At 68.0% G+C, this 24,387-nt stretch carries 23 protein-coding genes; 5 read left to right on the forward strand and 18 right to left on the reverse strand.

What is annotated here, in order from left to right; all coding sequences use genetic code 11:
* Positions 1 to 35: 35 nt before the first annotated feature.
* The gene (locus C8258_RS02150; protein ID WP_106954007.1) at positions 36 to 914 is read left to right on the forward strand and encodes a DMT family transporter; all 879 of its coding nucleotides are present in this window, start codon (positions 36 to 38) and stop codon (positions 912 to 914) included.
* Here C8258_RS02150 and C8258_RS02155 read toward each other — a convergent pair.
* The 3 genes from C8258_RS02155 to C8258_RS02165 all read right to left on the reverse strand — a co-directional run bounded on the left by C8258_RS02155 (position 890) and on the right by C8258_RS02165 (position 5,712).
* Positions 890 to 3,181 carry a bifunctional (p)ppGpp synthetase/guanosine-3',5'-bis(diphosphate) 3'-pyrophosphohydrolase gene (locus C8258_RS02155; RefSeq protein WP_269750183.1) on the reverse strand — a complete coding sequence of 764 codons (2,292 nt, stop codon included), beginning with the start codon at positions 3,179 to 3,181 and terminating at the stop codon, positions 890 to 892. The genes C8258_RS02150 and C8258_RS02155 overlap by 25 nt on opposite strands.
* Before the next feature lie 295 nt (positions 3,182 to 3,476).
* Positions 3,477 to 5,081 (reverse strand): ABC-F family ATP-binding cassette domain-containing protein, encoded by a 1,605-nt coding sequence (locus tag C8258_RS02160; protein WP_106953608.1) that lies wholly within the window; start codon positions 5,079 to 5,081, stop codon positions 3,477 to 3,479.
* Positions 5,082 to 5,268: 187 nt separating this feature from the next.
* A complete protein-coding gene (locus C8258_RS02165; protein ID WP_106953609.1) occupies positions 5,269 to 5,712 on the reverse strand; it encodes a nitroreductase/quinone reductase family protein in 444 nt (147 codons plus the stop codon).
* Positions 5,713 to 5,869: 157 nt separating this feature from the next.
* On the opposite strand from C8258_RS02165, the gene C8258_RS02170 reads away from it, so the two are divergent.
* Positions 5,870 to 6,172 (forward strand): hypothetical protein, encoded by a 303-nt coding sequence (locus C8258_RS02170; protein WP_051024720.1) that lies wholly within the window; start codon positions 5,870 to 5,872, stop codon positions 6,170 to 6,172.
* A gap of 36 nt (positions 6,173 to 6,208) precedes the next feature.
* Here C8258_RS02170 and C8258_RS02175 read toward each other — a convergent pair whose 3' ends face one another.
* From C8258_RS02175 to C8258_RS02205, 7 genes are all read right to left on the reverse strand, one after another.
* Positions 6,209 to 6,622, reverse strand: a complete 414-nt coding sequence (locus C8258_RS02175; RefSeq protein WP_146161133.1) for a hypothetical protein — start codon at positions 6,620 to 6,622, stop codon at positions 6,209 to 6,211.
* A gap of 148 nt (positions 6,623 to 6,770) precedes the next feature.
* On the reverse strand, positions 6,771 to 7,328 hold the full coding sequence (locus tag C8258_RS02180; protein ID WP_369974701.1) for an adenine phosphoribosyltransferase: 558 nt from the start codon (positions 7,326 to 7,328) through the stop codon (positions 6,771 to 6,773).
* A gap of 50 nt (positions 7,329 to 7,378) precedes the next feature.
* Positions 7,379 to 9,115: an ABC transporter substrate-binding protein gene (locus C8258_RS02185; protein WP_106953612.1), complete on the reverse strand. Its 1,737-nt coding sequence runs from the start codon at positions 9,113 to 9,115 to the stop codon at positions 7,379 to 7,381.
* Complete coding sequence (secF, locus tag C8258_RS02190; RefSeq protein WP_106953613.1) at positions 9,115 to 10,317, reverse strand: protein translocase subunit SecF; 1,203 nt, start codon at positions 10,315 to 10,317, stop codon at positions 9,115 to 9,117. Before secF ends, C8258_RS02185 begins: the two co-directional genes overlap by 1 nt.
* Positions 10,314 to 12,146 carry a protein translocase subunit SecD gene (gene secD, locus C8258_RS02195; protein WP_106953614.1) on the reverse strand — a complete coding sequence of 611 codons (1,833 nt, stop codon included), beginning with the start codon at positions 12,144 to 12,146 and terminating at the stop codon, positions 10,314 to 10,316. Before secD ends, secF begins: the two co-directional genes overlap by 4 nt.
* A 137-nt stretch (positions 12,147 to 12,283) precedes the next feature.
* Positions 12,284 to 12,745: a preprotein translocase subunit YajC gene (gene yajC / locus C8258_RS33585; RefSeq protein ID WP_106953615.1), complete on the reverse strand. Its 462-nt coding sequence runs from the start codon at positions 12,743 to 12,745 to the stop codon at positions 12,284 to 12,286.
* A gap of 136 nt (positions 12,746 to 12,881) precedes the next feature.
* On the reverse strand, positions 12,882 to 14,375 hold the full coding sequence (locus tag C8258_RS02205) for an NAD(P)/FAD-dependent oxidoreductase (RefSeq protein ID WP_106953616.1): 1,494 nt from the start codon (positions 14,373 to 14,375) through the stop codon (positions 12,882 to 12,884).
* A gap of 70 nt (positions 14,376 to 14,445) precedes the next feature.
* Between C8258_RS02205 and C8258_RS02210 the strand changes: the two genes are divergently transcribed.
* Complete coding sequence (locus tag C8258_RS02210; protein ID WP_369974702.1) at positions 14,446 to 15,087, forward strand: TetR/AcrR family transcriptional regulator; 642 nt, start codon at positions 14,446 to 14,448, stop codon at positions 15,085 to 15,087.
* A 13-nt stretch (positions 15,088 to 15,100) separates the two neighbouring features.
* Entirely contained in the window at positions 15,101 to 15,625 is a 525-nt protein-coding gene (locus C8258_RS02215) for a DivIVA domain-containing protein (protein ID WP_158271194.1), read from the forward strand.
* Between the two features lie 28 nt (positions 15,626 to 15,653).
* On the opposite strand, the gene ruvB is transcribed toward C8258_RS02215, so the two are convergent.
* The 4 genes from ruvB to C8258_RS02235 form a co-directional block, all read right to left on the reverse strand.
* Positions 15,654 to 16,772 (reverse strand): Holliday junction branch migration DNA helicase RuvB, encoded by a 1,119-nt coding sequence (gene ruvB, locus C8258_RS02220; RefSeq protein WP_106953618.1) that lies wholly within the window; start codon positions 16,770 to 16,772, stop codon positions 15,654 to 15,656.
* A 5-nt stretch (positions 16,773 to 16,777) separates the two neighbouring features.
* Positions 16,778 to 17,383, reverse strand: a complete 606-nt coding sequence (gene ruvA / locus C8258_RS02225) for a Holliday junction branch migration protein RuvA (RefSeq protein WP_036502860.1) — start codon at positions 17,381 to 17,383, stop codon at positions 16,778 to 16,780.
* The gene (gene ruvC, locus C8258_RS02230) at positions 17,380 to 17,949 is read right to left on the reverse strand and encodes a crossover junction endodeoxyribonuclease RuvC (RefSeq protein ID WP_106953619.1); all 570 of its coding nucleotides are present in this window, start codon (positions 17,947 to 17,949) and stop codon (positions 17,380 to 17,382) included. The genes ruvA and ruvC overlap by 4 nt, the downstream gene beginning before the upstream one ends.
* A gap of 125 nt (positions 17,950 to 18,074) precedes the next feature.
* Complete coding sequence (locus tag C8258_RS02235; RefSeq protein ID WP_106953620.1) at positions 18,075 to 18,593, reverse strand: O-acetyl-ADP-ribose deacetylase; 519 nt, start codon at positions 18,591 to 18,593, stop codon at positions 18,075 to 18,077.
* A gap of 138 nt (positions 18,594 to 18,731) precedes the next feature.
* On the opposite strand from C8258_RS02235, the gene C8258_RS02240 reads away from it, so the two are divergent.
* On the forward strand, positions 18,732 to 20,216 hold the full coding sequence (locus C8258_RS02240; RefSeq protein ID WP_369974703.1) for an alpha/beta hydrolase: 1,485 nt from the start codon (positions 18,732 to 18,734) through the stop codon (positions 20,214 to 20,216).
* 52 nt (positions 20,217 to 20,268) lie between these two features.
* Here C8258_RS02240 and C8258_RS02245 read toward each other — a convergent pair whose 3' ends face one another.
* The 4 genes from C8258_RS02245 to C8258_RS02260 form a co-directional block, all read right to left on the reverse strand.
* Positions 20,269 to 21,021 (reverse strand): YebC/PmpR family DNA-binding transcriptional regulator, encoded by a 753-nt coding sequence (locus C8258_RS02245; RefSeq protein ID WP_036502880.1) that lies wholly within the window; start codon positions 21,019 to 21,021, stop codon positions 20,269 to 20,271.
* Positions 21,022 to 21,143: 122 nt separating this feature from the next.
* Complete coding sequence (gene pdxT / locus C8258_RS02250) at positions 21,144 to 21,806, reverse strand: pyridoxal 5'-phosphate synthase glutaminase subunit PdxT (RefSeq protein WP_083870847.1); 663 nt, start codon at positions 21,804 to 21,806, stop codon at positions 21,144 to 21,146.
* Between the two features lie 67 nt (positions 21,807 to 21,873).
* Complete coding sequence (locus tag C8258_RS02255) at positions 21,874 to 22,692, reverse strand: acyl-CoA thioesterase II (protein WP_106953622.1); 819 nt, start codon at positions 22,690 to 22,692, stop codon at positions 21,874 to 21,876.
* 83 nt (positions 22,693 to 22,775) lie between these two features.
* Positions 22,776 to 24,209, reverse strand: coding sequence for an MFS transporter (locus C8258_RS02260; RefSeq protein WP_106953623.1), 1,434 nt, complete (start codon positions 24,207 to 24,209; stop codon positions 22,776 to 22,778).
* Positions 24,210 to 24,387 lie beyond the last annotated feature (178 nt).

Here is a 24,387-nt window from a genome sequence, read left to right on the forward strand (position 1 = left end):
CCGTGGCCGCCGGTCGCGGGCGGCAGACTGATCGGGTGAGCAACTTTCCCGTCGCCGCGGTCGTCTGCGCCTTCATCGGCGCCGTGCTGTTCGCCGTGTCGGCGGTCGCCCAGCAACGCGCGGCGGCCGACGTGCCGGCCGGTGACGCGTTGGTTGCCCAGCTCGTTCGCAATCCGCGCTGGTGGGCCGGCATCATCGGCGACGCCGGCGGCTTCGTGTTCCAGGTCGTCGCGCTGGCGCTGGGATCGGTGCTGATCGTGCAGCCGATTCTGGTGACCGCACTGGTCTTCGCGTTACCGCTGGCCGCGCACTACAGCCGCCGCCCGGTCACGCCGGTCATGTGGGCGCACGCGGTCGCGCTCTCGGCCGCACTGGCCTGCTTCCTCGTCGTCGGCGATCCCACCGAGGGCATCTCGGACGCGCCGTGGTCGACCTGGATGTGGCCGCTGATTCTGGTTCTCGGCGTGGTCGCCGCGGCGGTCGTGATCGCGGTGGTGATCCGGGTGACCGGATTGCAGGCACTCATGCTGGGGACCGCGGCCGGTCTGCTGTTCGGCGTTTCCGCCGCGCTCACCCAGCACGTCATCCAGCTGTTCGGACACGGTCTCACCACGGCGCTCACCAGCTGGCAGACGTACACCCTGGTGGCCGCGGGCATCGTGGGGCTCTATCTGCAACAGCGCGGCTACCAGGTCGGGGCGCTGTCGGCCTCGCTACCGGCCTTCACCGTCGCCGAACCGCTCGGCGCCGCGTTCCTCGGACTCACCGTGCTGGACGAGCGACTACGGACCGGTACGGCCGGCACCATCGTCGTCATCGCCTCGGTACTGGTGATGTGCGTGGCCGCGGTCCAGCTGTCGCGAGCCCAGGCGGAACTGCCGCCCGCGGATCAGGCCGCCGAGGTCACCCGGTAGACGTCGTAGACGCCCTCCACGTTGCGGACCACGTTCAGCAGATGCCCGAGATGCTTGGGATCGCCCATCTCGAAGGTGAACTTGCTGATCGCCACCCGGTCACCGGAGGTCATCACCGACGCGGACAGGATGTTGACCTTCTCGTCGGCCAGCACCTTGGTCACATCCGACAGCAGCCGGGTGCGGTCCAGCGCCTCGATCTGAATCGCCACCAGGAAGACCGACGACGGCGACGGCGCCCACTTGACCTCGATGATCCGTTCCTGTTGCGCGCGTAGCGAATCCGCGTTCGTGCAATCGGTCCGGTGCACACTCACCGCGCCGCCGCGAGTCACGAAGCCCATGATCTCGTCGCCCGGCACCGGGGTACAGCATTTGGCCAGCTTCGCGACCGTACCGGGGGCACCGGGGATTTCGACGCCGGCGTCGCCGATGGTGCGCTGCCGCGCCGGCAGCGTCGACGGCGTACTCCGTTCGGCCAGTTCGTTTTCCACGTCGCCGACGCCACCGAGCTGCGCCATCAGGCGTTGCACGACGTGATGCGCCGAAACCTGGTTCTCCCCCACCGCCGCGTACAGCGCGGAGATGTCGGCATAGTGCAGCTCGTGCGCCAGCGCGGACATCGCGTCCACGCTCATCAGCCGCTGCAGCGGCAGACCGGAACGGCGGACCTCCTTGGAGATCTGCTCCTTACCGGCCTCCAGCGCCTCCTCGCGGCGTTCCTTGGCGAACCACTGCCGGATCTTGGCCTTCGCCCGCGGCGACACCACGAAGTTCTGCCAGTCCCGGCTCGGACCGGCGTTCTGCGCCTTCGAGGTGAAGATCTCGACGACCTCACCGTTCTCCAGCTGCCGTTCCAGCGCCACCAACCGGCCGTTGACCCGCGCGCCGATGCAGCGGTGGCCCACCTCGGTATGGACGGCGTAGGCGAAGTCGACCGGAGTCGATTCCTGCGGCAACGTGATCACATCGCCCTTCGGCGTGAACACGAAGATCTCCGGGGATTTCAGGTCGAACCGCAGCGACTCCAGGAACTCCGCGGGGTCCGCGGCCTCCCGCTGCCAGTCCAGCAGCTGCCGCATCCAGGCCATATCGTCGACCTCGGCGGCGTCGCCGGAATGTTTGCCCTTGGTCTCCTTGTAGCGCCAGTGCGCGGCGATGCCGAACTCGGCGGTGCGATGCATGTCCTGGGTGCGGATCTGCACCTCCAGCGGTTTGCCGTCCGGGCCCACCACCGTGGTGTGCAGCGACTGGTACACGCCGTAGCGCGGCTGCGCGATGTAGTCCTTGAACCGGCCCGCCATCGGCTGCCACAGCGAATGCACCACACCGACCGCGGCGTAGCAGTCCCGCACCTCGTCGCACAGGATCCGGATGCCGACCAGGTCGTGGATGTCGTCGAAATCCTTACCTTTGACGATCATCTTCTGATAGATCGACCAGTAGTGCTTGGGCCGGCCCTCGACGATCGCGTTGATCCGGCTCGCCGCCAGCGTGTTGACGATCTCGGCCCGCACCCGCGCCAGGTAGGTGTCGCGGGACGGGGCCCGGTCGGCCACCAGCCGCACGATCTCGTCGTACTTCTTCGGGTGCAGGATCGCGAACGCCAGATCCTCGAGCTCCCATTTGACCGTGGCCATACCGAGCCGATGTGCCAGTGGCGCAATGACTTCCAGCGTCTCGCGCGCCTTCTTCGCCTGCTTCTCCGGCGGCAGGAAGCGCATGGTGCGCATATTGTGCAGCCGGTCGGCGACCTTGATCACCAGCACCCGCGGATCGCGGGCCATCGCGATGATCATCTTGCGGATGGTCTCGGCCTCGGCCGCCGCGCCCAGGTTGACCTTGTCCAGCTTGGTCACGCCGTCGACCAGATGGGCCACCTCGGAACCGAAATCCGCGGTCAGCTCGTCCAGCGAATAGCCGGTGTCCTCGACGGTGTCGTGCAGCAGGGCGGCCACCAGCGTGGTGGTGTCCATCCCCAGTTCGGCGAGGATGTTGGCCACCGCCAGCGGGTGGGTGATGTACGGGTCACCGGACTTGCGGAACTGGTGGGAGTGCTTCTCGTCGGCCACGTCGAAGGCGCGCTGCAGCAACTGCAGATTCGCCTTGGGATACAGCTCCCGGTGCACGGTCGCCAACGGCTCCAGCACCGGCTTGACCGCGGCGATACCCCGCTGCCCGGTCATCCGGCGAGCCAGCCGGGCCCGCACCCGCCGCGAGGCCGAACTCGGCACCGCGGCCGGTGTGCCCGGCTGCTTCATCGGCATGTTGCGCGGGGACGGGGACGAGGCCGGCGGCTGACCGCCTCGGTCGGCGCCGGACTTCGGCGCAGCGGGACGCGGTGCGGCGGGGGCGGCCGGCGGAGTCGCCGGTGCGGCAGCCGGCGCGGCATCACCGGCCGCCGAATTCCCGGCATTCGCCTTCTCCAGATGCTGAGTCATGCCACCACCTCTCACGCCTCGATCGCCACACCCTAGCCGACCGCTTCAACAGCCCAGAACACCCACTTTAGTAGGAGTTTTCCCGTGCGCGCACCGGTCCGGCTCGACCCGCCCCGTTCGTTCAACCGGTTCCGGAGCCCGTTTCATCCACCAACCCGTCCGCGGTGAGGTCCAGCCGGCGGGTGACGCCGATCTCGTCGAGGAAGCGCGGGTCGTGGCTGACCACGATCATCGCCCCCTCGAAGCTGGTCAGCGCCTCGGTGAGGTGGCGGAGACTGGGCAGGTCCAGGTTGTTGGTGGGCTCGTCGAGCAGCAGCAGTTTCGGTGCCGGTTCGGCGAGCAGCAGCATCGCCAGCGCGGCCCGCAACCGCTCACCACCCGAGAGCGCGCCCGCCGCGACATCGGCGTCGCCGCCGCGGAACAGGAACCGCGCCAACTGTGCGCGAATCCGTTCGGCACCGGCGTGCGGAGCGGCGGCGGACACGTTGTCGAAGACCGACAACCGCTCGTCGAAGATGTCGAGCCGCTGCGGCAGCAGCCGCCACGGCACCTTCGGCGGTTCCGCGACGAGCCGATGCAGCAGCGTGGTCTTACCGGCGCCGTTGCGCCCGGTGAGCGCGATACGTTCGGGACCGTTCACCCGCAGCGTGACCACCGGCCCGTTGGCCAGCCGCACCTCTTCCAACGCCACCACGTCCTGACCGGGATACAGCCTGGTTCCGGGCAGGTCGACGCGGATCTCACGATCGTCGCGTAGCAGTTCCTGGGCCTGTTCCAGGGTCGATCGAGCCTCATCCACCTTGGCGATGTGGTTGTTGCGCAGTTTGCCGGCCGAGACCTGCGCCTGCCGTTTGCGCTCGGCCATCACGATCTTCGGTTCGCGCTTGGTGTCCCACATCTTCTGCCCGTAGCGCAGGCGCCGGTCCAGTTTGATCCTGGCCTCGACCAGTTCCCGCGACTGTTTGCGCACATCGCTGCGGGCATCGCGGATCGCCGCGCGAGCGGCCTCCTGTTCGGCCTCGACGATCTGCTCGTAATCGTCGAAATTACCGCCGAACGTGCGGATCTCACCGCGGCGCAGTTCGGCGACGGTGGTGACCCGTCGCAACAGTTCGCGGTCGTGGCTGACGGTCAGCACGGTGCCGGCGAAGCCCTCGACCACATCGTAAAGCCGTTGGCGGGCAACGGAATCCAGATTGTTGGTGGGTTCGTCGAGCAACAGCACGTCGGGCTCGCGCAGCAGTTCGGCCACCAGTCCGAGCAGTATCGTCTCGCCACCGGACAGGGTCTCCAGGCGCCGATCCAGTTGTGCCACATCGTCGGCCAGGTAGTTCAGGCCCAGCCGGCCGAGCAGCGCGATCGCCGATTCCTCGACATCCCAGCGGTTTCCGACACGGTCGAAATCGGCGTCGGTACCGGCGCCGGATTCGATGCGGTGCAGCGCGGCCCGCACGCCACCGATACCGAGGACGGCGTCGACGCGCTGACCTGCGGCCAACCCGAGGTCCTGGCGCAGATATCCGAGCCGCCCGGCGACCGTCACCGAACCGCGGACAGGGCGCAATTCCCCGGTGATCAGCCGCAAGAGGGTGGATTTCCCGGCTCCGTTACTCCCCACCACACCGATGTGGCCGGGTCCGAGCACCGCGTCGAGACCGTCGAACACCGGGGTGCCGTCGGGCCAGGTGAAGGTGAGATCGGACAGCGCAATCGCCGAAATAGACATATGCGTGCTCCTGAGGGCGGCGGGAATGGCGCGCAGAAGTGCGGGCCACGCGATGGCTACCTCAGAAGAGCAACGGCACGACTCCGATCAACGGAAACAAGACTCGACAACTTTAGCGAACCGGCGAAGGAGTCGCAAGATCACATTGCCGGTGATATCCGTCACCGGCGACGGAAGGCGTTGTGGCTCAGTTGATCCGGAAGACGGGGAAGCCCGGTGCGATGGCGGTGAGTTCCGCGTCGGTGGCATCGGCGGTCACGCCCTCGAAGAATTTGCCGACCTCCCAGCCCCACTTCTTCAGATACAGCCGCAGCACCGGCACCTTGTCGGCGTCGGCGACCTCGGTCACCGTGAACACCTCGGTCTTGCGGCCCAGCCGCAGCTCCCCGCCGCCGGCGACGCGGATATTGCGAACCCACTGGGTGCGACCACGAGGAGCGACCAGATACCGGGTCCCGTCCGCATCCTGCAGGACATTGACCATCGTGGTCCGCCACTCCCCGGAGGTGCGACCGCGCACGGCCAGCAGCCGGGATCCCATCACGCTGATGCCCCATTTCGGCAGGACGTTGAACATCCGATTCATGATCGGGTCGATACCGGTGGGCGCGATGTACCGGGTGGCGTTCATGACTACTCCTCGCTTTTGTGAGCAATGCTCTCTTCGATGACTCAATCATCGTGCACCGGCACCCCTCTGTCAAGAGCAGCGCTCACATTTCTGAACAGTCCAGACCTCTGGACAAAATCGGCTGCGTTCAACGCCGTCAAGCGGGTATTCGGCCGACATGTACAGATATAGAACCTATGGGACAAACCGCACGGGTGGGCTGGCGGCGATCGTCAGCACGATCGGCGGTGTCCTCGCACTGATCGAGATCGTCTACATCCTGCTGCAGATCTTCGACGCCAACCAGACCAACCGGTTCTTCACCTTCATCAAAGGGTTGGCCGAACCGCTGGCGTTGTTCTTCCCGGGCCTGTTCAACACCGGCTCCCACGATTGGGACGTCATCATCAATTACGGCCTGGCAGCGGTGTTCTGGCTCGTGGTGACCGGGATCATCGCGCGCCTGCTGGCGCGGATCTGAGCCCGCGGAAGTGGATCGACTCGACGTCGGAAGGTATCAGCGTTCGTGCGGGGTAAGGAATTCCATCCGATGATGGTGGAGGAATTCGAAGGCCGGAGCCCAATGGCCGGTGAAGACGTCCTCTTCCTTACCCACCGCATGCTGTGAGGCCGCGCCCGTGCGCGGATCCCGGCAGACGACCCGAGCGTTGTGCCGCCCCGATGGAACGGGTCCGCTGTCCAGTTCCACCGAGCCGTCGGAACCGACCGTACGCCAGGGCATATCGATGCCCGAACCGGTGATCCGGCAGGTCTGCCCGGCCTTCTCCCCCGTGACCCGGGCCGTGATGGTGGCGCCGCCCCGCAGCGCCACCGAAGGAGTAGCCGCAGCGGTCGCGCCGCCGACGACGAACGCGACGCCCACGGCACCCGCGAGCGCTGCCCCGATGCGGGTACGCCGGCTGCGGCTCATCGCCACCACCGGTCGGCGTGTCCTGTTCCGGCACTGTCGCGCGCACTGCGGTACTCGTTCATGCGATCGTCCGTCGGTCGTTCATCCGGGTCCCTTGCCGCGCGTCAGCATAACGATCCCCGCGCGCGCCCTACAACCGACACGCGACTCACACCTGCACGATCGAGGTCAGCGCATAGTCGCCCTGGCGAGCACGCCCGCCGAGTTCGCCGATCTCGAGCACCACCGCGGCCGCGGCCACCTGCGCCCCGGCGGTGCGGAACAGTTCCGCGGCGGCGGCCAGCGTGCCGCCGGTGGCGAGAACGTCGTCGAGCAGCAACACCTTGCGGCCGGTGAGTTCGATGCCGTCGGCCGGAATCTCCAATGCGGCGGAGCCGTATTCGAGGGTGTACTCGCGGGAGAGCACCGGCGGCGGCAGTTTGCCGCCCTTGCGCACCGCCACCACACCGGTCCCGAGCAGCGCCGCCACACCGGCGCCCAGCAGGAATCCGCGCGCGTCCACCCCGGCCACCAGATCGGCGTCGGGAGCGCAGGCGGCCAGGCATTCGATCACCGCGTGGAAGCCCTCGGCGTCGGCGAACACCGGAGTCAGGTCCGCGAAACGCACACCGGGGGTGGGGAAATCGTCGTGCCAGCGCGTCAGTCGTCCGACCACCTCGGCGGTCCGCGCGACCTTCTCCTCCGCGGTTTCGGCCGTTTCCACCATCGTGTGCTTACTCATCTACACCCGCTCCCTCATCCAGCGTCCGAGGACGCTCACCGCCGCAACACCCAGCGGTCCATATTCCAGCCCGCACCGGCCTTGGTGGGGCTCGCGACCCCGTTCTCCAGGCCCTTCCCGAACGCGACGGTCCGAGGCGTGTTGAACAGCGGGATCGACGGCATCTCGTTCCACAGCAGATTCTCGGCCTCGGTGTCGAGATTCAACACCGTCACCGAATTGTCGTCCGCCGCAAGCTGATCCGCGATCGCATCGTAACGCCCGTTGCCGAAGCGCCCGAAATTCACGCCCTGACCGGTGCGCAGCGCCGCGGTCGCCTCGATCCCCGGCAGCGAACCGGCCGGGCCCACGGCCGCCGCGGTGCCGCCGAGTACGGCGTCCACCTTGCCGGCGCCCAGTTCCGCGGGCGTGAAGTCCGCCGCACCGGCGTCGACGACGGTCACACCCGCCGCCTTGCAGGCATCACCGATCATCGCGACGGTGCGGGCACGGCGATCGTCCGGGCTGCGATAACCGATGCGGATCGTGGGGTTGGCTACCCCGGCCGCCGCGAGACCCCGCTGCGCACCCGGCGCGTCGCCCACGCGATATTTGTCCGCCGGCCCCGTGATCGCCGGGTAGTACACCGAATCAGCTTGTACCGTACGAGAATTCAGCGGGCCGGAGCCCAGGCCGGATTTGTCGTCGAAACCCGGATGCCCGAGTGTGTCGAACAACGCCTGCCGCGGGACACACAGCGCGAACGCGCGCCGCGCGTCGGCGGAGGCGAAGACACCCGCGGTGGACAGCACCAGCTGCTCGGCACCGCGACCCGGTTCCTGATTCACCGAGAACTTGTTCAGGCTCAGGTCTTTCACCGAGCCCGCCCCGATATCGACCACCTCGACGGAGTTGTCGGAGATCCTCTTCTTCAGATCGGCGTTCTTGGGCCACATCACGATGCGGGGCGTGGCCGGCTTGTTGCCCCACCACTTCTCGTTCTTCACCAGCACCAAACCGTCGCCGTCGCTGTAGGACTCGATGCGGTACGGCCCCGAGGACGGCAGCAGATCGGCGTTGATGTCACCGGATTTCAGATTCCAGCCGGTGTTCCAGAACTGCGCCAGCCGATCGAGTGCGGCCTGGTCGCCGGACTGTACAGCCGCCACCACATTCGGCACACCCGCGGCCTTGGCGGCGATGTGCGCCGGCATCAGATCACCGGCGTTGAACAGCGTCTGCCAGGCCAGGAAGTGATGGTCGGGCCGGAAAACCACGGTCGCGTCCTTCGAGCCGGGCTGGCATTCGACCCGCTCGATATCGGAATAGCCGGTGGTGGAGGCGGCGTCGAACAGCGGAATCGCGCCACCCGGGCCGGGTTTGGTGAACCGCCCACTGCGCGCGGCCCATTCGAGCACCAGATCGTCACACGAGGTGGGCACCCCGTCGGAGTAGACCGCGTCCCGGTTGAGCCGGTACCGGATGGTCTGCGCCTCGCCGGCCACCTCGTTGGCGGTGCCGACATCGGTGTCGGCGACGGGCTGGCCGTCCGGACCGGTGTAGAAGAACCCGGTCAGCACGCGGGAGAACAGCGCCGCGGAACCGCCCGCGACACCGGCAGAACTTCCGCCGTTGTAGGTGGCCGGCACCGCGTCGACGGCATATCCGATGGATGGCACCTGGTTCTTGCTGGAACAACCCGCGATCACGCCGGTGACCAGTGCACCGGCCGCGATCACACCGAATGTCCGCCGGAGCGTCCGCCGCACGCGATCCGACCCCCTTCGCCTCATCAGTGGGTTCTCTTGTGCCGCTTCCCGGTGGGCCGGGCACCGGGTCTCGGTGCGGCGGAACCGCTGTCGCGGGTGCGGGTGGCCACCGGGACACCGGAAGCGCGACGGGCCGGCGTCTCACCCGTGCGGCCGGACTCGCCGGCGGCACGCTTGGCGAGCACCTTGCGGGTGTGCGCGGCCACCGGGCCGAAGCGTTCCTTGATCGACACCAGCAGCGGCACGGCGAAGAAGATCGACGAGTAGGCGCCGACGATCATGCCGACCAGCTGCACCAGCGCGAGATCCTTCAGCGTGCCCACACCGAGCAGCCAGACCGCGATCACCAGCATGCCGACGATGGGCAGAATGCCGATCACCGTGGTGTTGATCGAACGCATCAGCGTCTGGTTGGCGGCGAGGTTGGCCTGTTCACCGTAGGTGCGCCGGGTCAGATGCAGGACGCCGCGGGTGTTCTCCTCGACCTTGTCGAACACCACGACGTTGTCGTAGAGCACGTAGCCCAGGATGGTCAGCAGACCGATCACCGCGGCGGGCGTCACCTCGAAGCCGACGATCGAATAGATGCCGGCGGTGACGATCATGTTGAAGAACAGCGAGGCGATCGCGGCGATCGACATGTCGCGTTCGAATCGGATCGCGATGTAGATCATCGTCAACAGGACGAACACCACCAGCGCGATGAGCGCCTTGCGGGTGATCTGCCCACCCCAGGTCTCGCTGATCTCGGTGACGCTGATGACGCTGCGGCTGGCCGTGCCGCTCGAATCCTTCGGATGGTACTTCGTGAACAGCGCATCCGCGATCTTGTCCTGCTGCGCGGAATCCAGTGTCTCGGAACGGATCTCGAAGGAGGCCGAGGAACCCGAGCCGACTTTCTGCACGGTCACCGGACTGTGTCCCAGTGCCTGTGAGTAGGTGTCCTCGACCGAGGTCGTGCTCATACCGCTGGTCGCCGGGATCTGGATCTTCGTACCGCCGGCGAAATCGATGCCGAGGGTGAAGCCGCGCACCGCGATGCTCAGCACCGCGATCAGGACCAGCACCACGGCGATGCCGTAGTACAACTTGCGGCGGCCGACGATCTGGAAGCCGCCGGTGCCGGTGTAGAGGCGTTCGAAGAATCCGTGCTTCGGTGCGTCCGCGGTGGGCAGCGACTCGTCCACGAGTGGTTCCTCCAACACCTGACTGCGATTGTCGCTCATCGTGCCCCCGTCCCTACGAGAGTGCCGGCCGCCTTGCGTTCCCGCGCGAGCTGCTGCACCGCGCCCAGACCGTTGACCGACGGCTTCGCCCAGAACGGCGAGCGCGAGGCCAGCATCATCAGCGGCGAGGTCACCAGGTAGAGCACGACCACGTCGAGCACGGTGGTGAGGCCGAGGGTGAACGCGAAGCCCTTCACCTGACCGGCCGCCAGGATGTAGAGCACCACCGAGGCGATGAGGCTGACGGTCTTACCGGAGAGGTTGGTGCGCTGCGCGCGAGCCCAGCCGCGCGGGACGGCCGAGCGGAAACTGCGGCCCTCGCGCATCTCGTCCTTGATGCGTTCGAAGAACACCACGAACGAGTCCGCGGTCATACCGATACCGATGATCAGACCGGCGATACCGGCCAGGTCCAGGGTGAAGTTGATCCACCTGCCGAGCAGCACGATGATGCCGTACACCGCCACACCCGAGGCCACCAGCGAGAACCCGGCGAGGAAGCCGAGCATCCGGTAGTAGAGCAGGCAGTACAGCAACACCGCGATCAGCCCGATCGCACCGGCGATCAAACCGGCGTGCAGTGAGGCCAGGCCCAGCGTCGCCGACACCGTGGACGCTTCCGACACCTCGAACGACAGCGGCAGCGAACCGTACTTCAGCGAGTTGGCGAGTTCCTTGGCGGTGGAGGCGTTGAACTGACCGGTGATCTGGGTGGTGCCGCCGAGCTGCGGGCCCTGCTGCACGACCGGCGCGCTGATCACCTTCGAGTCGAGGGTGAAGGCCACCTGCTTCTGCAGGTATTCCTTGGTGAGGTCGGCCCAGGCGTCGGCGTTCTTGAACGTCAGATCGACCGCCCACTGCGACTGCTGGTTCAGCGACGAGCTCGCATCCTTGATGTCCTGGCCGTCGATGCGCATCGGGGCCAGCAGATACACCTCGTTGCCGTCCGACGAGCAGGTCACCAGCGGCAGCTTCGGATCGTCGTTACCGGCCAGCGGATCGGGCTTGTGGCAGTCCAGCTGCTGGGCCGCCAGCTGCTGGACCTGCGGGTCGGTGCTCTGGCGCAGTGCCCGCGCCGCGTCGATCTCCTGCTTGGCCTGCTGCTGCGGCGTCAGCGCCGGATTCGGCGCTCCCGGCTGCGGCGACGGTGTCGGAGTGGGTGCGGGCGTCGTCGGAGCCTGTGCCGGAGCCGGGAAGACCCGGTTCTGCGCGGTCGTGCCCGAGGATTCGCCGGTGCCGGACGTCTCGCCCGAGGAGGCCGTCCCCGAGGCGGTGCCGGATTCGTTCGACGGCTTGGACTCGGTACCGGACGACGCACCCGGCTTGGGGGCCTGCTGACCCGCACCCGGAGCCGGCTCCGGAGTGTTCGCGGGCGGGGTGCCGGGCTGTTCCGCCCCGGGGGCGAGCTCGCCACCGGTACCGGTCTGGATCTTGCCGTCGGGCCCCACCGGAAGCGGCTGGCCGACCACCGGGCGGATATAGAGCTTGGCGGTGGTGGCCAGCGACTTCGCCTGCTGCCCGTCGCTGCCGGGCACGGTGATGACCAGGTTGTTGCCGTCGATCACCACCTCGGAACCGGCCACACCGAGGCCGTTGACCCGGGATTCGATGATCTGCTGGGCCTGCTTGAGGCTGTCCTTGCTGGGCTTACCGCCATCGGGCGTGCGCGGGGTCAGCGTGACCTGGGTTCCGCCCTGCAGGTCGATTCCCAGCTTGGGTTCCGGCGACTTGTCACCGGTGAAGAACACCAACGCGTAGATCACCGCGAGCAGCACGGCGTAGACGCCGAGCAGCCGCAACGGATGCCCCGTTCCCTTGGAAGGTGGCACAGTACATATCTCCTAGGCGGTGAGGGTGGCGGCCGGAATTGCGGCATGACCTGCGAACATGGAGCACCGGCGGACGCGGGCCCACGGACACGCCGCACCGCCGTCGCGGCGGTGAGCGCTGCGACGGCGGAAGCGGGTCAGTCTTTGCGCAGCCGGGCTGCGGTGTCCTCGACGGATTCCTCCGCACCGGACACCGGGGAGGAACCGTCGGCCGACGAGCCGTTCGCGGCAGCCGATCCGTTGGTCCCGTTGGTGGCAGCACCCTCCACCGTCGTGCCGGCGATCGCCTCGTCGTCCGACTCGTCCGCGGCGGAATCCGCCTCGGCGGAGTCGGCGGCGTCGCCGGTGGGGCGCACATCGCGGATGGCGGCGCGCAGCCAGGTGGTCACCACATCCTCGGCGATCTCCAGATCGACGGTCTCCTCGTCGAGATCGACCACGGTGCCGTAGAGACCGGAGGTGGTGGTGACCTGGTCACCGACCTTCACGTTCTCCTGCATATCGGCGACCTTCTGCGCTTCGCGCTTCTGGCGGCGGACACCGAGAAACATCGGTACGAGCAGAACTACCAGTAGCAGCGGAAACAGCAGGTTCGCCATCGTCGTAGTCGGTCCTAGTTTGGTGGGTTGGGTGGGCTGTACCCACACAGTCTGCCAGCAACCTGGAATATCGCCACACCCGCGGTGTGCGCGGCGGGGTGCGCCACACCGGCGCGAACCCCGCCGCGGCGGTGTCTCACGCCGCGGGCGCGCCGTAGACGTAGTCGTCGAGCGGGAAGTTCACCGCTTCGCGGTGGGTGGTGACAGTACTGTTCGGACGCAGCAGCGCGGCCTCGCCGTGCTGGTTGAAGTAGTAGCTGCGGGCGGTCGAGCAATCGCCTGCGTAGAACACCGATGAGCCGAGCTTCTCGGTCACGTAGTCCAGGAATCGCGCGTTGGCCTCTTCGCGCACCTCGAAGACCTGCTCACCGCGCCGACGGGCCTCGCGCAACAGCCGGTCCATATGCTTCATCTGCGCCTCGATGGTGGTGAAGTAGGACAGACCGCTGTAGGAGTAGGGGCTGTTGAGGCTGAAGAAGTTGGGGAACTTCGGCACCGTGATGCCCTCGTAGGCCTGGAAACGGTTGTCGCGCCAGAACTTTCCGAGATTCACCCCGTCGCGGCCGATGATCTCGACGGCCGGGAAGTTCACATCCCAGAGATTGAATCCGGTCGCCAGGATCAGGGTGTCGATCTCGGTCTTGTGGCCGTCCGCGGTCACGATGCCGTCGGCCTCGACATGGTCGATCGCATTGGTCTCGAGCCGCACGTGCGGCTCGTTGAAGGTCTTGAAGTAGGTGTTGGAGAAGGTGGGCCGCTTGCAGCCGAAGTCGTAGTGCGGGGTCAGCTTCTCCCGCGTCTGCTTGTCGCGCACCTGGGCGCGCAGGTGCGCCTTCGCCAGCAGCGCGGCGCCCTTGTTGCCGAATCTGGCCTGCTTGTAGTGCAGGACGCCGGAGACCATCAGCAGTTCCAGAGCGCCGGTGTTGACCAGCCGGGCCGCCTTCTGGGTCAGCGGCAGCTTCTCGAACAGCTGCTGGACCGGCTTCGGGATGGCGGTGTCGACCTTCGGCACGACCCAGATCGGGGTGCGCTGGAACACGGTCAGTTCCGCGACCTTCTTCGCGGCCTCCGGGACGAGCTGCACGGCGGTGGCGCCGGTGCCGATGACCGCGGCGCGGCGGCCGGTCAGGTCGAAATCGTCCTCCCAGGCCGTGGTGTGGATGATCTTGCCCGCGAAGCTGTCGATGCCCGGGAACGGCGGGGTGTAGGGCTGGGACAGGAAGCCGGTCGCGGTGAGCAGATAGCGCGCGGTGAGGGTTTCGCCACCCTCGACCGACACCACCCAGTACGCGTGTTCGGAATCCCAGCGAGCCCCGCCGACGACCTGGTTGAACCGCATCCGTCGGCGCAGGTCGTATTTGTCCGCTATGTGCTCGGCGTACTTCTTGAGCTCGGCGCCCGGGGCGAACAGTCGCGACCAGTGCGGATTCGGTTCGAACGAATAGGAGTAGGTCACCGAGGCGATGTCGACCGCCAGGCCCGGGTAGTGGTTGACGTGCCAGGTGCCGCCCAGGCCGTCCTCCCGTTCGAGGATCACGAAATTCTTCAGACCGAGGCGATCCAGCTGAATTCCGGCCCCCATACCGCCGAATCCCGCGCCGACCACCACGGCGTCGTATTGAGGTGCCACGCCGAACCTCCCTGTTACCTGACGTATCTGATACGGAATGACACATCATTCCGTTGCGGAACACCGTATCATCGGCTCCGTGCCGAAGCCATCCACACATTTGGAGCGACGCAAGGCCGAACTGCGGCAACAGATCATCGACACCGCCTTCGCCTGCTTCGCCGACAAGGGCTATCACGCCACCGGAATCGCCGATATCGCCACGGCCCTGGGAATCGGGCACGGGACGTTCTATCGCTACTTCGAGAACAAGCGCGACATCATCGACCACGTGATCGACGATCTGGCCGCGCGGATCATCGAAGCGCTCGGAACCGAGAACGCACCCGACGCGGCGACCTCGCTCGATGACTACCGGCATCAGCTGGACCGGATCGGGGTGGCGCTGCATCGGATCTTCCTCGAGGACCGGCGGGTCGCGCAGCTGCTGCTGTTCCAGGCGACCGGTATCGATCCGGAATTGACGATGCGGCTCTACGGCCTGCTCGACACCGCCGACGCGCTGACCACCGGATACCTAGAACACGGGGTGGAACTCGGCTATCTGCGGGCCGATCTCGACGCCGCCAATACGGCCAAGGCGGTGACCGGCATGTTGCTGGCGGCCATCGTGCACGGGTTGCGCGATCCTGATCCGGAGTCGACCGCGGGTCTGGCCCAGGCGATTCCGCGACTGTTGATCGACGGGGTGCGCGCCGGCGGAGCGGTGTAGTAACAATGTGCGGGTGACGCCGGAGTATGTGCGAGGGATCCGATTCGGGCGGGCCCCGATCGGGCACCGCGGCTACGACCCCGCCGAGGTCGACGCGTTCTGCGCCGCTCTCGCCGATGCCTTCGCGGGCCGGGCCGCGCTGAGTGCCGCCGCCATTCGCGGGCACGAATTCGGCCTGGCCGCCCCCGGCCGACGCGACTACGACCGCGACGAGGTGGACTCGTTTCTCGATCGCGCCTGTGTGGAACTGGAATTCGCGCGCTACGGCCCGGCCCGGCCGCAGGTGGCGTGGCCGCCCTCGGCGGAATACGTCTCGCGGCTGCGGTTCTCGGCCCCGCCGCTGGGACGGAGCGGATATGTCGCCGACGAGGTCGACGCGTTCCGGGAGCGCGTGGCGGCAGTGCTGGCACAGACCGCCACGGGATGGGACGTCGCGGCGATCAGGCCCGAATTCGGCACGGCCGGGGCAGGTGTCCGCGCCTATCACTCCGCCGAGGTGGATGCCTTCGTGGATGCGGTCGCGGCATTGGTGAGTTAGCGCCGCCGCACGACCGAGCCGGACCGGATCAGTCGAAGAGGTCGAGCGTGGGCTGGGCTTCGCGACCCCGGACCTCGATGGATCCGAAGACCAGATCCGGCGGCGGCACCAGGCCCAGATGTTCCCAGGCCGCGGCGGTGGCGACCCGCCCACGCGGGGTGCGCGCCACCATCCCGGCACGGACCAGGAACGGTTCGCACACCTCCTCGACGGTGGCGGCCTCCTCCCCCACGGCCACCGCCAGCGTCGACACCCCGACCGGTCCGCCGCCGAAGCCGCGGACCAGCGCACCGAGGACCGCGCGGTCGAGCCGGTCCAACCCCAGCGAATCGACGTCGTAGACCGCCAGCGCGGCCTTGGCGATGTCCCGGGTGACCAGGCCGTCGGCCCGCACCTCGGCGTAGTCGCGCACGCGGCGCAACAGCCGGTTGGCGATGCGGGGCGTCCCCCGGGAGCGGCCGGCGATCTCGGCCGCCGCATCGGATTCGATGCGCACGCCGAGGATCGCCGCCGAGCGCTCCAGGATGCGCTGCAGTTCCTCGGGCTCGTAGAAGTCCATATGGCCGGTGAAACCGAAGCGGTCGCGCAGCGGGCCGGTCAGCGCGCCCGAGCGCGTGGTCGCGCCGACCAGGGTGAACGGCGCGATCTCCAGCGGAATCGAGGTCGCTCCCGGCCCCTTGCCGACCACGACGTCGACCCGGAAATCCTCCATCGCCAGATACAGCATCTCCTCGGCCGGGCGGGCCATGCGATGGATCTCATCGATGAACAGCACATCGCCCTCGACCAGATTGCTGAGCATCGCGGCCAGGTCACCCGCGCGTTCCAGGGCAGGACCGGACGTGATGCGCAGTGCGGTACCGAGCTCGCCGGCGATGATCATCGCCATACTGGTCTTGCCCAGTCCGGGCGGGCCGGACAGCAGGACGTGGTCGGGGGTGCCGCCGCGCTGGGTCGCACCGCGCAACACCAGGGCCAGCTGTTCGCGCACCCGGGGCTGGCCGATGAAGTCGTCCAGGGATTTGGGGCGCAGCCCGGCCTCGATGTCACCGTCGGACGTCAGATAGTTCGCGGTGACCGCGGATTCGCCGCCCTCCGCGCCGGTCTCGACATCCTCGGCGCCAGAGGGGTATTCGTCGTCGTGCATCGGCGTCACCGGTTCCGGCCGAGAATCGCCAAGGCGGCCCGCAGCGCCTGCGAGGTCCCGAGCTCGGGTTGTTCCGCGAGGACGCCGTCGACGGCCGGTTCGGCCTGCTTCACCGGGAAGCCGAGACCGATCAACGCCTCCACGACCTGATCACGCACCGGAGTGACGACCGGGGCGGGCGCCGCGCCCGGCGGTGCGGACTGCACGGGAACCAGATTCACCTTGTCGCGCAATTCGACCACCATGCGCTCGGCACCGCGCTTCCCGATCCCCGGCACCCGCGTCAGTGCCGCGACATTGCTCTCCGCCAACGCTTTTCGCAGCGCCTCGGGCTCGAGCACCGCCAGCACCGCCATCGCCAGCCGGGGACCGACACCGGAAACGGTCTGCAGCAGGCCGAACAGATCGCGCGCCTCGGTGTCGGCGAAGCCGTACAGCGTCATCGAATCCTCGCGCACGATCATCGCGGTGTAGAGGCGGGCCTCGTCGCCGCGGGTGAGACCGGCCAGCGTGGAGGGAGTGGCGTTGAGCCGATAACCGACGCCCGCGGCTTCCAGCACCGCGTGGTCGAGACCGATCTCCAGCACCTCACCGCGCACCGACGCGATCACCTGGTCACCGCCTTTCGTTGCTGGGCAAGCCTTTCGGCGTATCTGCGTCGCGCCTGTTCGGCCTGGGCCTCCGCCTTCGCCATCCGCTCCAGCATCGGCGCCCGCCAGCAGTGGCAGATCGCCAGCGCCAGGGCGTCGGCCGCATCAGCCGGTTTCGGCGCCGTCTGCAAGCCTAGGATGCGGGTCACCATGGCGGTCACCTGAGCCTTGTCCGCGGAGCCGTTGCCGGTCACCGCGGCCTTGACCTGGCTCGGGGTGTGGAAGGCGACCGGGATGCCGCGACGTGCCGCCGCCAACGCGATCACCCCGCCGGCCTGCGCGGTGCCCATCGCGGTGCGGACGTTGTGCTGGGAGAAGACCCGCTCGATCGCGACCGCCCCGGGCCGGTGGGTGTCCATCCAGTGCTCGGCGGCGTCGGCGACGCCGAGCAGCCGCTGCGCGAGGTCCATATCGGCGGGTGTGCGCACCACGTCGACGTCGAGCGCGGTGACCTGCCGCCCCAGCCCGCCCTCGACGATGCTCAGGCCGCACCGGGTGAGCCCGGGGTCGACACCCATCACGCGCACGAAAATGCACCCCTGTCGAGTCGCGAACAATTGTTCGAAGTCTAACCGAGAGCCCCGGCACCGGCGGCCACCGACACGGAGCCCGCGCCCGGGGAGCCCCGCGTACCGCGGAGTGGCGAACCCGTCTATTCCGATGCGGCCAGCGCGGATTCGAAGATCCGGTGCGCGGTCGCGTCGAACAGAACGAAACGGATCTCGGTGGCGCCCGTGCGGACGGCCCGGACGGTGTCGAGGGCGATCCGGGCGCCGTCGTCGAGGGGCCAGCCGTAGACACCGGTGGAAATCGCCGGGAAGGCGATCGTGCGTGCGCCCAATTCCTCTGCGACACGCAGGGATTCGCGATAGCAGGAGGCCAGCAGACCGGAGCGGTCGTGTCTCGCCGCCCAGACCGGGCCGACGGTGTGGATCACCCAGCGGGCAGGCAGGTTGCCCGCCGTCGTCGCCACGGCCGCGCCGGTGGGCAGGCCGTCCGGATAGGTCGTCGCCCGCAACTGCTTGCAGGCGGCCAGGATCTCGGGTCCGCCTCTGCGGTGGATCGCACCGTCGACACCGCCGCCACCCAGCAACCGGGAGTTGGCGGCATTGACCACGGCATCCACGCCTTGTTCGGTGATATCCCCGCGCACCAGCACGATCTCGGCCATATGCCCCATTGTGCCCGCGCCGGGCCCACACGGCGGCGGACTACGCAACCTCCCGGCCGTACCGGACTCCGAGCAAGTTCACAGGGTTTCTCGAGGAACGCCACCGACAATTACGCCGTGTTCCCAGCGCCCATGGATGTGCCGACGCCCGCGCCGACCGCCCCCGCCGCGCCCGCGCCGGCCGCCGCCACGGCGGTGGCGCCACCCCCGCCACCGCAGCTGCCCTCGGCGAAACTGAACCCCTACAACGGTTTTCATCACGGCGTCTCGCTGCTGCACGGCTGGCTGCCACCGACCATCGAGATCGTCGCCGCCGTCCTGCTCGTGATCGCGATCGCGCGCTGGGGCCGGCGGTGGTGGCTGATCCGGTTCCCGATCTGTCTCGCCCTCGGTGTGGTGTCCGCCTTCGCCGCCCGCACCGTGATGAACAACGAGGGCCTGGCCTCCGATCCCGCTCCGGTGCAGCTGTGGATCTGCGTGGGCGCGGCCGTCGCCGCGATCGCCCTGGCGGTCGTCGGCTGGCCGGGTGCGCGCTGGTGGCACCGCACCGCCGCGATCGTCGCGGTGCCGTTCGCGATCGCCGGCTCGGCGGTGGTGCTCAACCAGTGGGTGGGCTACTACCCCAGCGTGCAGTCGGCGTGGAGTGCGCTGACCGCCGGACCACTACCCCACCAGGCCGATCAGGACGAACTCGCCGCGATGCGCGACACCCACCCCGCCCACGGTGTGGTGGTGCCGATCGACACCGGCGACGCCGCCAGCGGATTCAAGCACCGCACCGAATACGTCTACCTGCCGCCGGCCTGGTTCGCGGGGCCCACGCCGCCCGCTCTGCCGGCCGTGATGATGATCGGCGGCGAGTTCAACACCCCCGCCGACTGGCTGCGCAGCGGCCAGATCATGCCCGCCATCGACGCGTTCACCGCCGCGAATAACGGCAGCGCCCCGATCCTGGTCTTCGTCGACTCCTCGGGCAGCTTCAACAACGACACCGAATGTGTCGACGGCCCGCGCGGTGCCGCCGCCGACCACCTCACGAAAGATGTCGTGCCCTATATGGGTTCGCATTTCGACGTCCCCGCCGATCCGGCGAAGTGGGCGGTGATCGGCTGGTCCATGGGCGGCACCTGCGCCACCGATCTGACCGTGATGCATCCGGAACTGTTCCACACCTTCGTCGACATCGCCGGCGATCTCGGCCCGACCTCCGGCAACAGGGAACAGACGATCGCGCGGCTCTACGGCGGCGATGCGGCCGCCTACGACCGCTTCGACCCGCTGACGGTGATGGCGAAACACGGCCCCTACACCGGTGTCGCCGGTCTGTTCGACGATCTGACACCGCCGCATCGCCAGGATCACACCGGTAAGGACACCGGCGGCGGCCACTTCCACATGCCGCAGGTCGACGAGAGTCGCATCGGCGTCGGCGGCCAGGACGGCGTCATGGACACCGGCGAGGTGGGCGCCGCCGAGAAACTGTGTGGTCAGGGCCGCGCGGTCGGCATCGAGTGCACCATCCACACCACGCCGGGCGGGCACACCTGGCAGTTCGCGGCGGCCGCGTTCACCTCGTCGCTGCCCTGGGTGTCGGCGCGGCTCGGGCTGCCCGTGCACACCTGAGTCGCCGCGGGCCGCCGCCGGAGCATCCGGCAGCGGCCCGCGGCGGTACGGATCAGTCGTCGAGTTCGGCGAGGACCTCGTCGGAGACGTCGACGTTGGTATACACGTTCTGCACGTCGTCGCTGTCCTCGAGCGCGTCGACGAGTTTGAACACCTTGCGTGCGCCGTCGGCGTCGACCGCGACCGACACCGAGGGCTGGAAGCCGGATTCGGCGGAGTCGTAATCGATTCCGGCCTCCTGCAGCGCGGTGCGCACGGCGATCAGGTCGCTGGGATCGCTGATGATCTCGAACGAATCACCGAGGTCGTTGACCTCCTCGGCGCCCGCGTCGAGCACCGCGGTCAGCACGTCGTCCTCGCTGAGCCCGTTCTTCTCCAGCGTGACGACGCCCTTGCGGTGGAACAGGTAGGCCACCGAACCCGGATCTGCCATATTGCCGCCGTTGCGGGTCATGGCCACGCGCACCTCACCGGCGGCGCGATTGCGGTTGTCGGTGAGGCATTCGATCAGCACCGCAACACCATTGGGCCCGTAGCCCTCGTACATGATGGTCTGCCAGTCGGCGCCGCCGGCCTCTTCACCACCGCCGCGTTTGCGGGCGCGCTCGATGTTGTCGTTGGGAACCGACGACTTCTTCGCCTTCTGGATGGCGTCGTAGAGAGTCGGGTTTCCGCCAGGATCACCACCGCCGGTGCGCGCCGCGACCTCGATGTTCTTGATGAGTTTCGCGAACATCTTGCCGCGCTTGGCATCGATCACGGCCTTCTTGTGCTTGGTGGTGGCCCATTTGGAGTGGCCGCTCATTCCCTACTTCCTTCAGGTCGGTGTGCTCGAGGCCCGGGCAGATTCGCGATCTGCGTTCCGGCGATCGCTGTGCAGTCTACTGCCCGGTCCCCCACCGCCCGGCCGGGGTGCACGGCGAACGATCAGGTACCGGCGCCCACCGCGGCCCGGACCGAGTCGACGAACAGCCGGTGCACGCGCAGATCTCCGGTCACCTCGGGATGGAAGGAGGTCGCGATGACCGAGCCCTGCCGGACCGCGACGATCCGGCCCGCCGCATCCTGCGGGTCGCCCACCGACGGGCCCTCGGCGACCACGGTGCCCGGCCGCGGCCGGTGCGGGACCCGGGCCAGCACCTCGACGCCGGCGCCCACGCGTTCCACCCAGGGCGCCCGGATGAACACCGCGCGGATGGGGTCGTCGAGGCCGGTGAAGTCGAGATCGGTCTCGAACGAATCGACCTGACGTCCGAAGGCGTTGCGGCGCACCGTCATATCGATGCCGGACAGCGACTGGGCGTCGGGACGGGTGTCGAGCACCTCCGAGGCCAGCAGGATCATTCCGGCACAGGAGCCGAAGGCCGGCATGCCCGCGCGCAGCCGTGCCCGCAGCGGTTCCAGCAACCCGAACACCTCGAGCAGTTTGCTGATCGCGGTGGATTCGCCGCCCGGCAGCACGAGCGCGTCGACGGATTCCAGTTCCGATTCCCGTCGCACACTCACCGGTTCGGCATCGCACGCGGCCAGCGCGTGGAAGTGCTCACGCACATCACCCTGCAGTGCCAGCACGCCAATGGTCGGTTTCACGGCACGAGCATACGAGTCGCGCGGCGCGGTCGTGGCCTGCGGCCGTCGCGGTTGTGGCGCCGCTCACCTACCGGCGCAGTTTGCGGATGAGCCCTTCCTGCACGACCTGCGCGACGAATTGTCCGCGCTGGTTGAAGATCCGCCCGCTGGTGAGCGCGCGGCCGTACCCCGCGGACGGGGAATTCTGGTCGTAGAGCAGCCATTCGTCGGCGCGGAAGGGACGCAGGAACCACATCGCGTGGTCCAGCGACGCGTCCTGGGTCGGCTCGTCGCGGTGGGTGACCTTCGACGAACCGAGCAGGGTCATATCGCTCATGTAGGCGAGGGTGCAGACATGGAACAGCGGGTCGTCGGGCAGCGGGTGGCGGTAGCGGAACCAGACCTGCTGCTGGGAGGCCAGGCCGTCGCGACGGACGACCGCGTCCTGCGGCACCAGCCGGATGTCCCAGTGCTCCCATTCCCGCATCAGCCACAGCCGCTCCGGGCTCATCGAGGCGCGTTCGTCCGGAATGTCTTGCGGCAGTGGGACTTCCGGCATCACGTCCTGATGTTCGGGGCCCTCGTCGCCGACGTGGAAGGAGGCCGACATGGTGAAGATCGCCTCGCCGTCCTGGACACCGGTGACCCGGCGGGTGCAGAACGAGCGGCCCTCGCGAATGCGTTCCACCAGATACACGGTCTGCTCGGCGGGATTGCCGGGGCGCAGGAAGTATCCGTGCAGCGAATGCACCTCGAAGCGCGATTCCACCGTGCGCACGGCCGAGACCAGCGCCTGCCCGGCAACCTGGCCGCCGAATGTCCGCGCCAGCTGGGACTTGGTGATCGCGCCGCGGAAGATGTCCCGCTCGAGCCGCTCGATCTCCAGTGCCTCTTCGATCGTCGCCATGTACCGTCCTTCCGCCCTGTGCCCCGCTCAGGCTAAGCGATGGCGAACCCGCTCCGGCGAGCGACTCTCCGCCGTGACAGCGCTCACGACGCCGGTTCGCCCTGCGATCCGATCAGTTCCCGCGCCTCTTCCTCGGACCGCGCGGCCGGCGCCGACCCCCACATGTGCCTGCCGTTGGGCTCCTGCAGGAAATACACCGAGACCGCACCGACCAGCCCGGCGATGATCAGGTAGTACGCCGGCCAGTTCAGATCGCCGGTCGCGCCGACGAGCGCGCCGACCACCACCGACGTGGTGCCGGCGAACAGCGAGACCGCCACGTTGAACGACACCGACAGCCCCGCGCCGCGCACCTTCGTCGGGAACAGCGACGGCAGGGTGGACGGCATGGTCGCGCTGAAGCAGATGAGGGTCAGGCCCATCATGAGCAGGCCCAGGAATACGGCGAACGCGTTGTCGGTGCGTACCAGCAGAATCATCGGAAACGCCAGCACCACCAGGGCGATGACGCCGGTCCAGATGATCGGTTTGCGGCCGACCCGGTCCGAGATCAGGCCGATCACCGGGATGGTCAGCAGCGCGATGACCATCACCGCGATCTGGAGCCACTGCGACGCCGAGGAGGACAGGCCGCCGCCGGTACTGTCGGGCACGGTCGAGGTGACGTAGGTCGGCATGTAGGAGGTCAGCATGTAGTTGGTGACGTTCCAGGCGACGACCAGACCCATGCAGACCAGCACGTACGGCCACAGCCGGGCCAGGATCTTGGCCTCGTCGCCGGTCTTGTTCGCCTTCTCCCGCTCCTCGGATTCCTTCTCCAGGGCGGCGAAGGCCGGGGTGTCGGCCAGTCGCATCCGCAGATAGACGCCGACCGCGCCCAGCGGCAGGGCGACGAAGAACGGCAGCCGCCAGCCCCACGACAGCAGCTGGTCGTCGGTGAGGGTGGCGTCGGCGAGCGTGACGACCAAGGCGCCCAGCAGATATCCGGTGAAGGTGCCGAATTCCAGCCAGCTGCCGAGGAATCCGCGCCGCCGGTCGGGTGCGTACTCGGCGATGAAGGTCATCGCGTTGCCGTATTCGCCGCCGGTCGAGAAACCCTGCAGCAACCGCGCGCACAACAGCAGCATCGGCGCCCAGATCCCGATCGTGTTCTGATCCGGGATACAGCCGATGGCGAAGGTGCCGGCCGCCATGAGGATCATCGTGGTGGCGAGCACCTTGTTGCGGCCGATGCGGTCGGCCAGCGGTCCGAAGAACATGCCGCCGAAGGGGCGCACGAGGAACGCCACCGCGAACAGGCCGAACGTGGCGATCGTGCCGGCGGTGTCCCCGAGATGGGAAAAGAACACGTCCTTGATGGTCGGCTCGAAATACGCGTAGACACCGAAGTCGTACCACTCGGTGATGTTGCCGATACTCGCCGCGCCGATCGCCCGGCGGATGATCGGCGGATCGGTGACGACGATGTCGTCGAGCGACCACCGCTTCGGACGTTCACGCGGGACCAGCACCGCCACGGACTCCGACCTCCTCGACTTCGAGACAACCGTCGATCACCGGCGCCGCCGGGCCTGCGCGCAGGGTGTTCGATCGCCTCGCAGGTGCCCGCCGTGTCCGGAATCGACCCGCTCAGGCTATGCGATGGCAAACGTGACCGGCGGGCGACTCTCCGCTATTCGCGCCGTGGCGGGCATG

Origin of the sequence: Nocardia sp. MDA0666 (assembly GCF_003023875.1) — a bacterium.
Classification (GTDB): domain Bacteria; phylum Actinomycetota; class Actinomycetes; order Mycobacteriales; family Mycobacteriaceae; genus Nocardia; species Nocardia aobensis.

Excerpts from the sequence above, each read along its gene's own strand:
- C8258_RS02185 (WP_106953612.1), bottom strand. The coding sequence starts at position 9,115 with ATGAGGCGAAGGGGGTCGGATCGCGTGCGGCGGACGCTCCGGCGGACA.
- C8258_RS02160 (WP_106953608.1), bottom strand. The coding sequence starts at position 5,081 with ATGTCTATTTCGGCGATTGCGCTGTCCGATCTCACCTTCACCTGGCCC.
- C8258_RS02235 (WP_106953620.1), bottom strand. The coding sequence starts at position 18,593 with ATGGCCGAGATCGTGCTGGTGCGCGGGGATATCACCGAACAAGGCGTG.
- secF (WP_106953613.1), bottom strand. The coding sequence starts at position 10,317 with ATGAGCGACAATCGCAGTCAGGTGTTGGAGGAACCACTCGTGGACGAG.
- C8258_RS02170 (WP_051024720.1), top strand. The coding sequence starts at position 5,870 with ATGTACAGATATAGAACCTATGGGACAAACCGCACGGGTGGGCTGGCG.
- yajC (WP_106953615.1), bottom strand. The coding sequence starts at position 12,745 with ATGGCGAACCTGCTGTTTCCGCTGCTACTGGTAGTTCTGCTCGTACCG.
- C8258_RS02180 (WP_369974701.1), bottom strand. The coding sequence starts at position 7,328 with ATGGTGGAAACGGCCGAAACCGCGGAGGAGAAGGTCGCGCGGACCGCC.
- C8258_RS02165 (WP_106953609.1), bottom strand. The coding sequence starts at position 5,712 with ATGAACGCCACCCGGTACATCGCGCCCACCGGTATCGACCCGATCATG.
- C8258_RS02155 (WP_269750183.1), bottom strand. The coding sequence starts at position 3,181 with ATGCCGATGAAGCAGCCGGGCACACCGGCCGCGGTGCCGAGTTCGGCC.
- ruvB (WP_106953618.1), bottom strand. The coding sequence starts at position 16,772 with ATGCACGACGACGAATACCCCTCTGGCGCCGAGGATGTCGAGACCGGC.
- C8258_RS02245 (WP_036502880.1), bottom strand. The coding sequence starts at position 21,021 with ATGAGCGGCCACTCCAAATGGGCCACCACCAAGCACAAGAAGGCCGTG.
- C8258_RS02255 (WP_106953622.1), bottom strand. The coding sequence starts at position 22,692 with ATGGCGACGATCGAAGAGGCACTGGAGATCGAGCGGCTCGAGCGGGAC.
- C8258_RS02175 (WP_146161133.1), bottom strand. The coding sequence starts at position 6,622 with ATGAGCCGCAGCCGGCGTACCCGCATCGGGGCAGCGCTCGCGGGTGCC.